Genomic DNA, 15,484 nt, shown 5'->3' on the forward strand with positions numbered 1-15,484 from the left:
TTATGCTCAACAAAAACAGCTATCTCACCGGCGCTCTGGCAGCATTAATATTCCCGGCAATTGCATGCGGCGCTGCTTATTATTTTAGATACACCGCCGAAGTGATGAATCGCCCGGCGCTGCCTTACCTGTTGGCTGTTGCGCTTAATCTACTGGCGATGCGGTTTATTTTCAGATACGGCTATGATAAAAGCGGCAAGGCTATGATGGCAACCACATTTATTGTCTTGATTGCAGTATTTATAATCAAAGGACACCTGCGATGAAATATTACCTGGTAGCCGGCGAAGCATCGGGCGATTTGCACGGAGCAAGTCTGATGAAAGCATTAAAAGAGCGCGATCCTGATGCCACTTTTCGTTATTATGGCGGCGACCTTATGAAAGCCGAAGGCGGCGAGCTGGTAAAACATTATGCCGATATGGCTTTTATGGGTTTTATGGAAGTGGTGGCCAATCTGCGCACCATCCTCGCCAATCTAAAAGCCTGTAAAAACGATATTGCTGCCTGGCAGCCGGAGGTGCTGATATTGATTGACTTTCCGGGATTCAATCTAAAAATCGCCGAATTCGCTAAAAAAAATGGGGTGCTGGTTTGCTATTATATCTCTCCTAAGGTTTGGGCCTGGAACCAGAAGCGTGTGCTGAAGATTAAGCGCATTGTCGACCATATGTTTTGCATACTGCCGTTTGAGGTGGATTTTTATAAAAGCTGGGACATGAATGTGGACTATATTGGTAACCCGCTGCTGGATGCCATTTCGGCTTTTAAACCTGATAAAAATTTCCTTTCAAAAAACGGGCTGGAAGGTAAACGGATAATAGCCTTGCTACCGGGCAGCCGAAAGCAGGAAATCAGCCGGTTGCTGCCCGAAATGGCCGGGTTGGTTGAAAAATTCCCGCGGCATCAATTTGTAATTGCAGGCGCTCCTTCCTTTGATGCTGGTTATTATAGGCAATTGCCCGGCGGCAAAGACATCCCGGTGGTATGTAACGCCACTTATGATTTGCTGACGCATGCAGAGGCCGCGGTTGTAGCTTCGGGCACAGCAACACTCGAAACAGCTTTGCTAAATGTTCCGCAAGTAGTAGTTTATAAAGGCCATCCAGTTTCTATTGGTATAGCCCGTATGGTGGTGAAAATAAAATTTATTTCTCTCGTAAACTTAATTATGGATTCCCCGGTAGTTAAGGAACTGATACAAGCGGATTGTTCAACCCCTGTTATAGCCGCCGAACTTGACGCCATTTTAAACAATAATGCGTATCGTCAGAAAATGCTTGATAATTACGATAAGCTGGATAAACGGATGGGCGAGCCTGGCGCATCGGCAAAGGCAGCCGAATTGATTATTAAGTATGCCCTGGAACACCAGCAAACAGGAGTACCGGCAGCGTAACGATTATTTGAGGGCCGTTCCGGCCTTCAAATCAATTTGTTCAGTCTTTTCGGATATGCTCCTGATAATTTCATCCAGTTCATTGGCGGATGTTTGCAGCAATTCTAATAATTCTTGTTTTTCCTTTCCGTTATCGGCCGGGTCTTTAATCAGTTCAGTGAGACCCATGATACGCGATAGTGGCGCCCGCACCACATGCGACTGTGTCCACGCAATCTCCAGCAGTTTTTTGTTTTGTTTCTCAATAGCCAAAATGTAATTAAGCCTTTCCGTTATATCCCGTATAGCGCCGATCATCCGTATCGGCACGTCTGCATCGTTCCTTATAATATGGCCGTTCCCTTCAATATAGGCATAACTGCCGTTAGCCTTTTTAAAACGGCAGTTGCCTTTCCAGTTACCCCGGCTGCTGTCGGCAATTGCATCGTTAAAGCTTTTGCTGATCTTATACCTATCAGCTGAATGAACATTTGACAGCCAACTTTCAATCGTGTGCTCGTGCCCGCTGTCAAAACCAAATAGTCTGAAGAAGCCATCACCCCATTTCACGTTACCGGATTTTATATCCCAGTCAAAAATTGCATCCCGGGTTGCTTTGTTAACATACTCGTAACGCTCATTGCTTATCTTTAAAGCCGTCTCCGCATTTTTAAGGTCGGTAATATCCAGGCCGATGCATTGTATTTCGACGGTCTTACCCCTGGAATCGGGGAGACCAATAAAGTGCCATAATGTGGGCCTCGTGCCCCCATCCGGTCGTATCTTGTCTATTTCAACCTGGTAAACTTTGTTCGGATTTTTGATACACTTTTTGGTGATAGCCGCAACCAATTGGTGATGGTACGGTTTCACGGTGAGTGATGCATCCGTATCGGTAAGCTCTCTGTCTTTTAATATCCAGTCGAAATCTTCAATGTATTTTTTATTCAGATAAGTGTATTTGCCATCCAGGTTAATGCGGATCACATAATTCGTTTGGGAGTCGGCCAGGCTTCGCAGGCGCTGCTCACTTGCTTCCAGCTCTTCGCGGGTCTTTTTACTTTCCGTAATATCCAGGCAGGCGCCTATCATCTCTATAGGCATCCCGTTTGAGTCGCATTTTAGTTTCCCCCATGACTTCAGGTACCTGATCTCGCCAGTAGGCCTGATTATCCTTTCTTCAAACTCTACATCTGTTTGCGTCTTCAACACGTTTTCTACAGTTTCGTACACGCGTTGCCTGTCTTCGGGATGCAGCAGTTCCTGGTAACCCTCAAAAGTGGCTTTAAAGTCTTTTTTGTTTAAGCCGTATATGCTGTACAGGCTGTCGGACCAGCGCACCACGTTGTTTTGCACATCCCAGTGCCAGTTGCCAAACTGCGCCAGCTCCTGGCTTTGTGTCATCATAAAAGTTGCGTCGGCTATTATTTCAGCTTTCTGCCTGTTTTCTAAAATGATTTTCAGCAGCGAGGTAACGCGTTCAATAATTCTTAATTCTTCTTCGTTAGGCGTCTTAGGGGTGTTATAATACATACCCAACGTACTCATTACAACTCCATCCGAATTAATAACCGGATATGACCAGCAAGCGCGAAGGTTATGCTTTAGCGCTATGTCTTTGTAAGCAGCCCATCGCACATCAGACTCAATGTCAGTTACTATAACTTTCTTTTTAAGGAAGGCAGCGGTGCCGCACGAGCCAATGTTTTCACCAATCGGAAGGTTGTCTATCGCCCGTATATAAGGCTCGGACAGCGACGGCGAAGCCCAATTGTATAAGCGGCCATTTTTTGCCTGCAAAATAGAACAAAGCATAGCAGGGAACATTGCCTCAACCCCCTTAAGGTAATAAGACAGGATATCATGTATGGCCACATGGCTTTTTGAATTCAGCTCCAATACGTTTCGCTCCAGGTTTTCAAGGTTGCTCAGGCGCTTGGTGGTGGTAATGTCTAACATTATCCCCCTGAGCAGTTTCCGGCCTTTCTCCCTCACTACCGAAACAATCTGCTTTATCCAGGCGGTGCTTCCGTCCGCCTTTATCATTCTGTACTCCAGCGAAAAACTTTTTACCGATTTAGATTTCGAATCTACCAGGTTTAGCACTTCTTCTTTATCACCGGGATGCAGGCGGCTTTGCCAAAAACCTTGACGCTGCAGCCAGTCTGAGGCAGGAAAGCCTAACAGATCGCAGGCGTACTCACTAACAAATGTAAACTTAAGCGTATCAGCTTCCGCTTCCCAAACCACCCCCTCTATGGTTTGCAGCAACGAATAAAATTGATTTGCAGACGCTGTTACAGTCCGCTCTGTGTTTTCGCGGGTCAGGGGCCGGGGGCTATGATCTGCTATGGAATGTATGATGAATAAGATGTCGCCGTTATCATCCGTTATAGGTGTGTTATTAATCTCCCATAAATTGCTTTCTTTTGCGGGGCTGCCGGGCACGGCTATGTTGTAGCTTTTTGCCGGTATTTTATCGGGCTTCCGTTCAGTTATTACTTTTTCAAACGATTCCATCCACCCGGGCACGTCATGATACTTATTATTGTAAAAAGTATCAAAAAAACCCTTGCCGATTAATTTTTCCCTGCTAATACCTTTCAACTTCAGATAAGCACTATTTATTTCGACTATAGAAAACATCGGTCTGTCTGCGCGCAAAAGCACCGTTGGCAAGGCGGAAGACTTCACAGATTCTATAAGATACTGGTCCTTTGTCATAGCTTAATCAGTTCAGGCATTAATTGTGCTGGCGGGAAAAATCAGCAGGGTTATTAGGACGGGCCTGCATATTTACGCTGAATCTCCAGTACAACCTGCCGAAATAAAAATACAAATAAATTTACGCATTATTGATTTGCAAACAGCAACTAAATTGCTGTATGAAAGAATATAGTTTTTATACGGCGTTGCTAACCGTAACAATCCTAAATATTACCGAAACTAATTTTTTAGCCTGACGATTAATTTGCATTTTTACACCTTGCAGTTAGTAATCAACCCCTAATATACATACAACAACAAACAATGGGCAAAGTAATTTTAGTTACCGGTGCGTCGTCTGGTATAGGTTTGGCCTGCGCCACCGCATTGCATGAAAAAGGACATACCGTTTATGGTTCGTCACGCGATTTAAAGAGAATGAAATCAGTTCCTTTCAAAGCTATTGAGCTTGATGTTACTGATGACGCCTCGGTAAGTGCGGCTATCGATAAAATCATCAAAGCCGAAGGACATATCGACGTTCTGGTTAACAACGCAGGCAACGGAGTTACCGGCCCCGCTTACGCCATGCCGGTTGAAAGTGCGAAAAAGCAGTTTGAGGTAAACTTTTTTGGCGTGGTGCGCGTGAGCAGCACAGTATTGCCGCATATGATTGCTGTTAAAAATGGCTTGATTGTAAACATCAGCTCGCTTGCTGGTCTGTTCGGGCTGCCTTACCAGAGCATGTACAGCGCTTCAAAATATGCTATAGAGGGTTACTCGCAAAGCCTGCGCATGGAGCTGCGCAATACCGGCGTGAAGGTTACATTAATCAATCCGGGTGATTTTAAGTCGGACTTTACGCAAAACCGCGAAAAAGTGCCGTTCCCGATAAAAAATGAAATGCTGGAAAAGGAATACCATGCCGCGGTAGCCGCCATGGAAAAAGATGAAAGCATCGGCGCCAATCCCGCAATGATAGGCAAAAAGTTATGCCAGATAGTTGGTTCATCCAGCCCGGCGCACCGTTACCTGGTGGGCGCCATCGGCCAGACTATTGTACCAACGTTAAAAAGTATATTGCCGGGCGGAATCTTTGAAAAACTAATGAATGATCATTACGGAATAAAATAATCTTCGGCGACAGCTAAACCTCGTATATTCGAAACAAATTTCAACCTCATGGATACTTACGTTATTATTAAACATCTGCATTCAGGCTTCAGATACATTGTTTTTCTGCTGGTGCTGGTAGCCATCATTCAATCGCTGCTTGGCTGGCTGGGCCGTAAGCCGTATACCGAAACTAACCGAAAGCTTAACTTGTTTGCGTTAATCTCTGCGCATACGCAGTTGCTCATAGGCGTTGTTTTGCTTTTTGTGAGTCCGCTGGTACAGTTCAATAGCAGCACCATGAGTAATAGCGTCACCCGATATTTTTCTGTTGAACATTGGGTTGGGATGGTTATAGCTATCGTTTTAATTACAATCGGTCATAGCAAATCAAAAAAGATCACTCTGCCCGAAAGCAGACACCGTACTATTGCCATATTTTATACCATTGCGTTTATAGTGATTGTTGGTACCATTATGGCTGGTCATTTACCTGTTTTGGGTTCTCAGTCATAAAAAAATGCAGAAAAAATTTGGCAATTCAAATTTCTTTATAAATTTGTGACCGTAATGTTCAGAGCAAATCATAACAACAGCTGGTGGCACCAATTAATTTTGGCGGCCGGCTAAGTTTTTGATCTGACGATTAATCAATTGTAAACCTAAATAAAAAACCCGGCGAGCCTCATTCGCTGGGTTTTTTGTTTTAAAGGCTTTTTAAACGGTGTGTTTGCTCAGCCTCAATGCTTTTAAGGGAAGGGACTTGCAGCTGCATCGGTTTTGAACCTTCTGAACTGGGAAGGAGCCGGATAAGTTGATGAAAACGTTTTTAAAGAAAAATGAAAAGATATAAGATTATAACTACGCAAAAAAAGCTACTGGCTGACACTACCACGCCGGTAAGCATTTACCTGCGCCTGCGTGATGTATTTCCCAATTCTCTGTTGCTCGAAAGCTCTGACTATCACAGCCGCGAAAACAGCATGAGTTATGTTTGCTGCGAACCTATAAGTGGCTTTGTTTTGAATGACGGGGCGCTTAAGGTTACTTATCCGGACGCCACAGAAATTAATTTAGCGCCCGGCAGTTTTGACCTGATTGAAAAAATAAACGACTTTATTGCCAGTTTCGAAGCAACCGTATTACCCGGTAAAATTATATCGAGCGGCATATTCGGATATTTTACGCATGAAGCCGTTGAGCATTTCGAAACCATTGTACTGAAAGATACGCCGGATAACCCGCGTAAGATACCGGTAATGCAATATCATATTTACCGCTACATTATTGCGATAGATCACTTCAAAAACGAGCTTTATATTTTTCAGAATGAGCCCGAAGGCGAAGCAAGTAACAACGGCCTGGAAAAAATGGCTGACCTGATCCGTAACAAAAACTTTCCTGAATACGGTTTTCAAAGCAGAGATGCCGAACAATCGAATCTCACCAATGAGGAATTTATGGCTGTGGTTGAAAAGATGAAGCAGCATATTTACAGGGGAGATGTTTTTCAGATAGTGCCTTCCCGCGGCTTTTCGAGAAAGTTTTTGGGCGATGAATTTAACGTGTACAGGGCGCTGCGTTCTATTAATCCATCTCCCTACCTATTTTATTTTGACTATGGGGATTTCCGGATTTTTGGATCGTCACCCGAGGCGCAGATTACAGTAAAAAACAATATTGCCAGCATATACCCCATAGCCGGAACCTTTAAACGAAGTGGTGATGACGAAAAAGACGCCGAAATCGCCCGTCGCCTGGAGGCGGACCCCAAAGAATCGGCAGAGCATGTAATGCTGGTAGATTTAGCCCGCAACGACCTGAGCCGGCATTGCAGCGATGTAACGGTTAAGGCATTTAAAGAGGTGCAGTACTATTCGCACCTGATACACCTGGTGTCGCACGTAAGCGGCAAATTGCAGCCGGGAGTATCTTCATTCAAGGTGGTAGCCGATACTTATCCCGCGGGAACGTTAAGCGGCGCGCCAAAATACCGCGCGATGGAAATCATCGACGAAAATGAAAAAACCAAACGCAGCTTTTACAGCGGGGCCATCGGGTTTCTTGGCTTTAACGGCGACTTTAACCATGCTATTATGATCCGATCGTTCCTGAGTAAAAACAATACTCTGCATTACCAGGCCGGGGCAGGAATTGTAGCCGGATCAATAGCCGAAAGCGAACTGAAAGAAGTTGATAACAAAATAGCTGCACTACGGAAAGCGATTGAGCTGGCTGAAGAACTGTAGGCCGCATACCCCCTAAAGGGAGACTGATAAAAAGAAGAAAATGACACACGATATAAATAAAGCATCGCCTACCAACGCCTCCTCCTTCAGGGGGCCGGGGCGCATATTAATCATCGACAATTACGATTCATTCACCTATAACCTGGTGCATTTGGTTAACGAAATCGGCCTGGAATGCGAAGTGTGGAGGAATGATAAATTTAACATTTCCGATGTAGAGAAGTACGACCGCATCATCCTTTCGCCGGGTCCGGGCATCCCTCGTGAAGCAGGTTTGCTAATGGAGGTAATTGAGAAATACTCGCCGGTCAAAAGCATATTTGGGGTTTGCCTTGGCCAGCAGGCGATTGCAGAGGTCTTCGGCGGCAAGTTGCATAACTTAAGTCAGCCAATGCACGGCATTGCCACTCCGATTAAAGTAACTGATAAAGACGAACCGCTGTTTAAGAATCTGCCGGAGAGCTTTAAAGTGGGCCGGTACCATTCGTGGGTGGTGGATGAGGACGGACTGCCGGATGTTTTAAAAGTGACGGCAATTGACGAAACAGATAACTCATTGATGGCAATTAGTCATAAACAATACGATGTAAGGGGCGTTCAATTTCATCCTGAATCTGTACTGACGGAATTTGGGAAAGAGATGATGAAGAACTGGTTAAGGTAGGGGAATCCTAATAGTTGGGGCCTATTATATACGCCCTTAAAACGCCAGCCACCGGCCAGCGCTTATAAACGAATACCGGTGAGGCTTTATGCAATACGCCCCTACCATAAAACATTAGAATAAAATAATTAACAAATTTATAAATCTTAATTTCCCCTGCAGGGGTTAAGGGCTGATGAATATTTTAGATAAAATAGTCGCAAATAAAAAGCGCGAAGTAGCGCGGGCAAAAAACCGGACCTCATACATCAAGCTGGAAGAATCTGAACAATTCCACCGGGGTTGCTACTCATTTAAAAGCTTCCTGCTCGATGCGTCGCGGACCGGAATTATTGCAGAATTTAAGCGAAAGTCACCGTCAAAAGGCATTATCAATGATAAGATAAGCGTAAAAGAAGTCACCAACGGTTATGCTGCCGCCGGAGCCTCCGCTCTCTCGGTATTAACCGATCGGGATTTTTTTATGGGGAGGAAGGCCGACTTAACAGCTGCGAGAGCTGCCAACAATATCCCTATCCTTCGAAAGGATTTTATGATTGATGAATACCAGGTAATAGAAGCGAAGTCACTGGGCGCCGATATTATCCTGCTCATTGCGGCAATACTTACACCTGCCGAAATACAAACCCTTGCTTCGCTGGCAAAAAGCCTTGGGTTAAACGTACTGCTGGAAGTGCACAACCTTGAAGAACTGGAGCGCAGTATAAATCCCAATCTTGATGCAATCGGTGTAAACAACCGTAACCTCGCCGACTTTACCGTATCAGTACAAACTTCTTATGATCTGGCGCCGCATATTCCGTCAGATTTTTTAAAGATATCTGAAAGTGCCATAAGCAATCCTCAAACTATAAAAGAACTAAAACTTGCAGGTTTTAATGGATTTTTAATCGGTGAGAACTTTATGAAAGAGGAAAATCCGGGAGCGGCAATGATGGATTTCGTGAAAGTGTTATAGCCTTCCGGTTTTCTCATTGGCCAAAAAGCAAATCTGGTTGCTGTACATTTTACCACGCTTTTTTCCATCAAATCCGATTGTATATCCGCCGCATTTGAAATCCCCGCATTAATCCCTAATTTCACGCAATTACATTTCATCCGCAAAAATGAAGAAAACTTTTACGCTTGCCCTAATTGCGATAACCAGTGCCGCATCGGCGCAACAAAAAATCATCGGTGGTTTTACGTCAGCTTCTTCCGCTAAAGAACTACAGACCGAACAAGCCTTCGATGCCTCGCTTAGTGCGCCACGCATTGGCGAAACCATTAAAGAATTATCAGCGTTCCCGCACAACGTAGGTTCACCCGGCAGCAAAGCCGTGGCTGAAAAGATACTTGCAAAATATAAAAGCTACGGACTTGATGCGCATTTGGAAGCTTATACCGTATTATTCCCGACACCAAAAACAAGAGTGCTCGAGCTGACCGGTCCTACAAAATACACTGCCCTGCTGAAAGAGCCTGCGCTTGCAGAAGATGCAACTTCCGGCCAAGCCAACCAATTGCCGACCTATAACGCATGGAGCGGTGATGGCGATGTAACAGCTCCGCTTGTGTTTGTAAACTATGGCCTTCCAGATGATTATGAGACATTGGCCAAACTGGGTGTGGACGTAAAGGGTAAAATAGTAATCGCAAAATATGGCCGCTCATGGCGCGGGATAAAGCCAAAAGTAGCTTATGAGCACGGTGCGGTAGGGTGCATCATTTATTCGGACCCTAAAGATGATGGCTATACCGCCGGAGATGTATATCCGAAAGGGGCGTACAAGAACGAATATGGCGTTCAGCGTGGTTCTGTAATGGACATGGTGATTTATCCCGGCGACCCGCTTACACCCGGCGTTGGCGCAACCAAAGAAGCGAAACGATTAGACAGAAATGATGCCGTAACAATATTAAAAATCCCCGTGTTGCCTATCAGCTATCACGATGCGCAGCCTTTGCTTGCTGCTATGGATGGCCAGGTGGCCCCGCGCGACTGGCAGGGCGGACTGCCCATTACCTACCATCTTGGCGCTGGAAAAGCCACCGCTCACCTGAAAATGGAGTTTAACTGGGACATGGTGACTGCTTACGACGTTATTGCCAAAATAAAAGGAAGCAAATACCCCGATGAATGGGTATTGCGCGGCAATCACCACGACGCCTGGGTAAACGGCGCCGGCGATCCTATAAGCGGGCAGTCAGCCATGCTGGATGAAGCCAAAGCATTGGGTGATCTGCTGAAAACCGGCTGGAAACCCAAGCGTACCATTATTTATTGCTCATGGGATGGTGAGGAACCGGGCTTGCTTGGTTCAACTGAATTTGCCGAAGAACATGATAAGGAATTGCAGCAAAAGGCTGTGGTATATATTAATTCTGATGGTAACGGCCGTGGCTTTTTAGGTACAGGCGGCTCGCAGGCACTCGAGCCTTTCGTGGACGAAATTACTCAGAACGTTACAGATCCGCAGACCAATGTGAGCGTGTTCGACCGCAGAAAAGCAAAGCAGGCGGTTGACGCTTCATCGGCAAAGGACAAAAAGGAAATACTGGAAAGAAAAACCGGCAAGCTCGAATCACTTGGTTCGGGTTCGGATTATTCATCGTTTTTGCAGCACCTGGGTATACCCACACTGGATATCGGCTACGGTGGTGAAGATGGCGGCGGCGAGTATCATTCTATTTATGACTCTTTTGATGATTACCGCCGGTTTAAAGACTCGTCATTTAAATACGGCGTAGCCCTGGCACAAACCGCCGGACATGCTGTATTACGAATGGCTGACGCGGATTTGCTCCCGTTTGATTTCCGTAACCTGCAAACCACCATCGACAAATATGTTACCGAGCTTACTGATCTGGTGGACAAAATGCATGAAAATACTGCTATCGAAAATCAATTGATTAAAGCTAATGATTTTGCGCTGGCGGCCGACCCAACTAAACGCGAGCAACTTCCTGTAGCAAAAGACACTGTACCAAGGCTGGATTTTACTACACTGAAAGCTGCTATGGACACCTTTAAAAAAGCAGCGGATAAACTGGCAACCAAGTGGACGCTGGCATCACAAGATAACAGAGACAATGATAAGCTAAACAAACAACTTTACCAGGCGGAACAGCAATTACTTTCTATCGATGGTTTGCCGCGCCGGCCATGGTACCGCCACACTATTTACGCGCCGGGCTTTTATACCGGCTATGGTGTGAAGACATTGCCGGGTATCCGCGAGGCCATAGAGCAGCGCAATTGGAAAGAAGCGCAGGAGCAGATTGGAGTGGTAGCGGCAAGTATAAATAAGTTGTCGGTTTATTTGAATACGGCTGCCGGAAGTTGAATTTCGGCAGCCGGTCAACCCGGATAATATACCATACAAGCCTGTAATGAGTGCGAATTCGATTTAGGGTTTCGCTAAGGATGACAAGGCTTTAGATATAAAAAAAATGAGATTATCCAAAAAAGGCAAGTCGCTCGCTGGCCTGTTACTGCTTTTAATTACGGCCCTGCCTGCGCTCGCCCAACCCGGCAAACATGTCATCATCGGTTATGTAGGTGGCTTCCACGGATTGATCGATACGACTATGGTGCATGCAAAAAAACTCACCCATATTAACTATGCATTCGTCAACGTCAAAAATAACCGGGCTTTCCTGACCAATATCAAGACTGATACTACAAACTTTAAAAACCTGGTGAAGCTGAAGAAGGATAACCCAAAGCTGAAGGTGTTGATTTCAATCGGTGGATGGGCATGGAGCAAAAATTTTTCGGACGCAGTCTTGACAGATACGTCGCGTACGGCTTTTGCTGCAAGCGCAGTTGATATAGTAAGAAAATATCATCTTGACGGCGTGGATATAGACTGGGAATACCCTAATGACATAGGTGACGGCAACGTTTTCAGGTCAGCAGATAAGCAAAATTATACCTTGATGTTTAAGGCTCTGCGCAAGGAGCTTAATAAGCTGGAAAAAGAAACCGGCAACAAAATGTTTTTAACCGCAGCGGTCGGTGGGTTTAAGCGGTTTACCCTGAATACCGAAATGGACAAGGTTGCCAGATATCTGAACTACATTAACCTGATGAGCTACGACTATTTCCAGGATAGCTTGCATATATCAGTGCACCATACTAACCTGTACGGCTCGAAGAAATACAACCCGGCATTTGACAGCGGCGACAAAGCCGTTAACGATTTTATGACGGCGGGCGTGCCTGCTAAAAAACTGGTACTTGGAGTGGCGTTTTACGGGCATTCTTCGCGGGTGATTGATACTACTGCGAATGGTCTTGGTATAAAAACCGATGGTAAAATGCGTGCCGGCGGTTACACATTCATTAAAGACAGCCTGGTTGATAACCCGGCGTCCGGCCTTAAATACTACCGCGACCTGGATGCAGGAGCACCATATTTATTTAATCCTGTTACCCGGCAGTTTATCACTTATGATGATGAGTGGTCCATCAAAAATAAATGCGATTATGTAAACCGAAAGAAGCTTGCCGGCGTAATGTTTTGGGAATACAGCTCGGATAAAAAGGAATATCTGCTGGATGAGATCGACAGGGATTTGAAATAGCAGCAATGCGGTTTTTATAGCGACGGGTTCCCCACCCATCGCTATGTAAGAAATGCGTTTACCAGTTATAACCCCGCTGCTCAGCATAAGCGGCGATTTTAGAACCGGCATCTGCATCGAGCAAAATTTCGCAGTTAGGGTGTAGTTGCACTACAGAAGCAGGTATATCGATAGTGACCGGTCCAAGAATAGCCTGCTCGATAATGTCTGCTTTATGTACGCCTTTAGCTATCAGGACAAGTTTACGGGTCTGCATGATGTTTTTTATGCCACGGGTCAAGCCGCCAAGCTTTGTTTCGGGAGGAACCTGCGTTTCACGGCGCACACGGGCTTCAAAATCAGGGTCCATGGGCGACACCCAGGTTTCACTTTCAAACGGCGTACCGGGCTGGTTAATGCCGATATGGCCATTGCTGCCAATCCCGAGCATCTGCAAATCTGCACCGCCCCGTTCCGCCAAACGTTTTTCGAATAAAAGCGCTTCAGCCACGAAATCATCCGACAATGTTGGCGGCATAATAAAGTTCTCTTTTGGAATACCCAGAGGACCGGCAATTTGGTTCAGTATCATGGTGTAACAACTCCCTGCATATTCGCGCGACAGGTTGGTTAGCTCATCCACATTGAACAGTGTGATTGACGAGACGTCAAACCGGTATTTAGCATAAATTTCTGACACGATACGGTGCATGCCGATGGTAGTTTGCCCGGTAGATAAGCCGATTACCGAATTGCGTTTTTCCAACATCTGCGCTATTATACGCCAGGCAGCGGTTACGTCAAACTCTTGCTCGTTTTGGGTTATGGTAATTTTCATTTACAGGTCTTTTAAGTAATCGTTAAAAAATTGATTAACAGCGCGTTCCGCTTCAACTTGATCTTCTCCCTCTATCATTACGGCGACAGTCTCGCCGCCCTTTATATTAAGAGATAACAGGCCAAGCATACTATTCAGCTTCACAGTTTTGCCATCCTTTTTTATGCTGATGGCCGATTTAAAACCTTTCGCTAGTTTAATTAGCATCGTTGCGGGCCTTGCGTGTATACCCTGCGGGGCAAGTATTGTATAGTTGTTGGTAATCATTCTTTTAGGTAATCCATTCAATTAAACTCGGTTAAATATTCAATAATGTCTTTAGAATCATGCATTCCCTTTACCCGCTCCCATATCCCTTTCGCTTTTTCCCAACTGTTATCAATTACTACCTGCTTCACCGCCGGTATCAAAGCAGCGCTCATCGAAAAATCCTTCAAGCCCATTCCGAGCAGCAGTAAAGTAGCCAAAGGATCTCCCGCCATTTCGCCGCACATACCCACATGGATGCTTTGTTTGGCTCCCTGTTCAATCACAAAGCTGATGAGCCGCAATACTGCAGGGTTAAACGGATCGTACAAGTGTGCAATCTTCTCATTCATCCTGTCTGCCGCAAGGGTGTACTGGCAAAGATCATTTGTGCCAATGCTGAAAAAGTCCACTTCTTTTGCAAGCAAATCGGCCGTTACAGCGGCCGATGGAACTTCAATCATAATTCCGGCTTTGATATCGGCTTTAAAACTAACGCGGTCTTGCCGTAATATAGCCTTTGCCTCTTCCAATATATTTTTGGCTAACCTGATTTCGTGAATATTTGAAATCATGGGAAACATAATTTTTAAGTCACCGAAAACAGAAGCGCGCAAAATGGCTTTGAGCTGGGTAATGAAGATGTCTTTTTGGTCGAGACAGATACGAATGGCCCGGTAACCTAAAAAAGGATTTAGCTCGGCAGGCAGGTTAAAATATGACAGATGCTTGTCTCCGCCAATATCGATAGTACGTACAACTACCGGGTTGCCTTTTGAATGCAGGGCCACCTGTTTGTAAAATTCAAATTGTTCATCTTCCCGGGGGAATGAATCCCTCCCCATAAAGAGTAATTCCGTCCGCAGAAGCCCGGCCCCCTCGCCGCCATTTTCAAATACTGCCGGCCAGTCACCGGCATTGGAAATATTGGCTGATAATTTTATCCGTGTGCCGTCGGTGGTAATTGCAGGAGTATCTTTAAGCGACTTTAGATGTTTCGCTTGTTCTTTAAAAACATCACGCTTTGTTATATGCTGGTTAATTGATTCCTTATCCGGATTGACAACAAGCAGGCCTGTGGCCCCGTCAAGTATTATGGCATCACCATTTTTTATTTCTATTAATGCAGAGCCACAGCCCACCACTGCAGGAATTCCTTTAGCTTTTGCAATAATTGCCGCATGAGATGTTTGACTGCCAATCTGCGTAGCAAAGCCTATTATATTCTTTACATCAAGGGTGATAGCATCTGATGGTGACAGATCTTCGGCAATTAAAATGGTACCCGGTTCAAAAGTCGTTTGTTTATTTTCTGCGGATTGATTTAGATTTTTGAGTATCCGATTGCCGATATCTTTAATGTCGGCCGCACGGGCACGCATATAGTCGTCATCCATGCTTTCGAAAACCTCAACAAAACCGGCAATCACTTCAAGCAAAGCATCGTTAGCGTTTTTATCCTGTGCTTCGATTTTGTCAATAACATTACCGCGTATTTCAGGGTCGTTTAGCAGTTCTATTTGGCTATCCAGGATGGCAGAATCTTCTTCGGAAAGAGAGAGTGTACTTTTGAGTTGCTCCACCTCATGTATAGCGCGCTTAATTGCTGCATCAAATCGAATTGTGTCCGCTACTTTTTCGACTGGTGTAGTCAGCAAAATACCAATAAACGAAGGTTCCTTCTTTTGAATTACAAAAGCCTTGCCTATAGCTATGCCCGGTGAAACGCCGATTCCTTTCAT

Annotated in this window: 13 protein-coding genes; 9 read left to right on the forward strand and 4 right to left on the reverse strand. The window is 45.2% G+C overall.

The window, feature by feature from the left end:
- Nucleotides 1–2: 2 nt before the first annotated feature.
- Together Q3W13_RS10115 and lpxB are read left to right on the forward strand one after the other, a co-directional pair.
- Complete coding sequence (locus tag Q3W13_RS10115) at nt 3–266, forward strand: hypothetical protein (RefSeq protein ID WP_302863428.1); 264 nt, start codon at nt 3–5, stop codon at nt 264–266.
- Nucleotides 263–1,399 carry a lipid-A-disaccharide synthase gene (gene lpxB / locus Q3W13_RS10120; protein WP_302863430.1) on the forward strand — a complete coding sequence of 379 codons (1,137 nt, stop codon included), beginning with the start codon at nt 263–265 and terminating at the stop codon, nt 1,397–1,399. The genes Q3W13_RS10115 and lpxB overlap by 4 nt, the downstream gene beginning before the upstream one ends.
- Nucleotides 1,400–1,402: 3 nt before the next feature.
- On the opposite strand, the gene Q3W13_RS10125 is transcribed toward lpxB, so the two are convergent.
- Nucleotides 1,403–4,102, reverse strand: coding sequence for a PAS domain-containing protein (locus tag Q3W13_RS10125; protein WP_302863431.1), 2,700 nt, complete (start codon nt 4,100–4,102; stop codon nt 1,403–1,405).
- A gap of 306 nt (nt 4,103–4,408) precedes the next feature.
- On the opposite strand from Q3W13_RS10125, the gene Q3W13_RS10130 reads away from it, so the two are divergent.
- The 7 genes from Q3W13_RS10130 to Q3W13_RS10160 all read left to right on the forward strand — a co-directional run bounded on the left by Q3W13_RS10130 (nt 4,409) and on the right by Q3W13_RS10160 (nt 12,679).
- Entirely contained in the window at nt 4,409–5,218 is an 810-nt protein-coding gene (locus tag Q3W13_RS10130) for an SDR family oxidoreductase (RefSeq protein WP_302863433.1), read from the forward strand.
- A 48-nt stretch (nt 5,219–5,266) separates the two neighbouring features.
- Complete coding sequence (locus Q3W13_RS10135) at nt 5,267–5,713, forward strand: cytochrome B (RefSeq protein WP_302863434.1); 447 nt, start codon at nt 5,267–5,269, stop codon at nt 5,711–5,713.
- A gap of 323 nt (nt 5,714–6,036) precedes the next feature.
- Nucleotides 6,037–7,446, forward strand: a complete 1,410-nt coding sequence (locus Q3W13_RS10140; RefSeq protein WP_302863436.1) for an anthranilate synthase component I family protein — start codon at nt 6,037–6,039, stop codon at nt 7,444–7,446.
- Between the two features lie 40 nt (nt 7,447–7,486).
- Complete coding sequence (locus tag Q3W13_RS10145) at nt 7,487–8,110, forward strand: aminodeoxychorismate/anthranilate synthase component II (RefSeq protein WP_302863437.1); 624 nt, start codon at nt 7,487–7,489, stop codon at nt 8,108–8,110.
- A 175-nt stretch (nt 8,111–8,285) separates the two neighbouring features.
- Nucleotides 8,286–9,068, forward strand: coding sequence for an indole-3-glycerol phosphate synthase TrpC (gene trpC, locus Q3W13_RS10150; RefSeq protein WP_302863439.1), 783 nt, complete (start codon nt 8,286–8,288; stop codon nt 9,066–9,068).
- Nucleotides 9,069–9,216: 148 nt separating this feature from the next.
- On the forward strand, nt 9,217–11,436 hold the full coding sequence (locus tag Q3W13_RS10155; RefSeq protein WP_302863441.1) for a transferrin receptor-like dimerization domain-containing protein: 2,220 nt from the start codon (nt 9,217–9,219) through the stop codon (nt 11,434–11,436).
- 106 nt (nt 11,437–11,542) lie between these two features.
- Nucleotides 11,543–12,679 carry a glycoside hydrolase family 18 protein gene (locus tag Q3W13_RS10160; RefSeq protein ID WP_302863442.1) on the forward strand — a complete coding sequence of 379 codons (1,137 nt, stop codon included), beginning with the start codon at nt 11,543–11,545 and terminating at the stop codon, nt 12,677–12,679.
- Nucleotides 12,680–12,737: 58 nt separating this feature from the next.
- Here the strand turns inward: Q3W13_RS10160 and Q3W13_RS10165 are convergent, their stop codons facing one another.
- The 3 genes from Q3W13_RS10165 to ptsP are packed head-to-tail and all read right to left on the reverse strand — an operon-like array spanning nt 12,738 to nt 15,484.
- On the reverse strand, nt 12,738–13,496 hold the full coding sequence (locus Q3W13_RS10165; protein WP_302863443.1) for a 6-phosphogluconolactonase: 759 nt from the start codon (nt 13,494–13,496) through the stop codon (nt 12,738–12,740).
- Nucleotides 13,497–13,763 (reverse strand): HPr family phosphocarrier protein, encoded by a 267-nt coding sequence (locus Q3W13_RS10170; RefSeq protein ID WP_302863444.1) that lies wholly within the window; start codon nt 13,761–13,763, stop codon nt 13,497–13,499.
- A gap of 17 nt (nt 13,764–13,780) precedes the next feature.
- Nucleotides 13,781–15,484 carry a phosphoenolpyruvate--protein phosphotransferase gene (gene ptsP, locus Q3W13_RS10175; RefSeq protein WP_302863445.1) on the reverse strand — a complete coding sequence of 568 codons (1,704 nt, stop codon included), beginning with the start codon at nt 15,482–15,484 and terminating at the stop codon, nt 13,781–13,783.

The organism is Mucilaginibacter sp. L3T2-6, from assembly GCF_030519355.1.
GTDB lineage: Bacteria > Bacteroidota > Bacteroidia > Sphingobacteriales > Sphingobacteriaceae > Mucilaginibacter.

Coding starts and splice junctions, on each gene's coding strand:
- ptsP (WP_302863445.1), bottom strand. CDS start 15,484: ATGAAAGGAATCGGCGTTTCACCGGGCATAGCTATAGGCAAGGCTTTT.
- Q3W13_RS10130 (WP_302863433.1), top strand. CDS start 4,409: ATGGGCAAAGTAATTTTAGTTACCGGTGCGTCGTCTGGTATAGGTTTG.
- trpC (WP_302863439.1), top strand. CDS start 8,286: ATGAATATTTTAGATAAAATAGTCGCAAATAAAAAGCGCGAAGTAGCG.
- Q3W13_RS10155 (WP_302863441.1), top strand. CDS start 9,217: ATGAAGAAAACTTTTACGCTTGCCCTAATTGCGATAACCAGTGCCGCA.
- lpxB (WP_302863430.1), top strand. CDS start 263: ATGAAATATTACCTGGTAGCCGGCGAAGCATCGGGCGATTTGCACGGA.
- Q3W13_RS10145 (WP_302863437.1), top strand. CDS start 7,487: ATGACACACGATATAAATAAAGCATCGCCTACCAACGCCTCCTCCTTC.
- Q3W13_RS10135 (WP_302863434.1), top strand. CDS start 5,267: ATGGATACTTACGTTATTATTAAACATCTGCATTCAGGCTTCAGATAC.
- Q3W13_RS10115 (WP_302863428.1), top strand. CDS start 3: ATGCTCAACAAAAACAGCTATCTCACCGGCGCTCTGGCAGCATTAATA.
- Q3W13_RS10160 (WP_302863442.1), top strand. CDS start 11,543: ATGAGATTATCCAAAAAAGGCAAGTCGCTCGCTGGCCTGTTACTGCTT.
- Q3W13_RS10170 (WP_302863444.1), bottom strand. CDS start 13,763: ATGATTACCAACAACTATACAATACTTGCCCCGCAGGGTATACACGCA.
- Q3W13_RS10125 (WP_302863431.1), bottom strand. CDS start 4,102: ATGACAAAGGACCAGTATCTTATAGAATCTGTGAAGTCTTCCGCCTTG.
- Q3W13_RS10140 (WP_302863436.1), top strand. CDS start 6,037: ATGAAAAGATATAAGATTATAACTACGCAAAAAAAGCTACTGGCTGAC.
- Q3W13_RS10165 (WP_302863443.1), bottom strand. CDS start 13,496: ATGAAAATTACCATAACCCAAAACGAGCAAGAGTTTGACGTAACCGCT.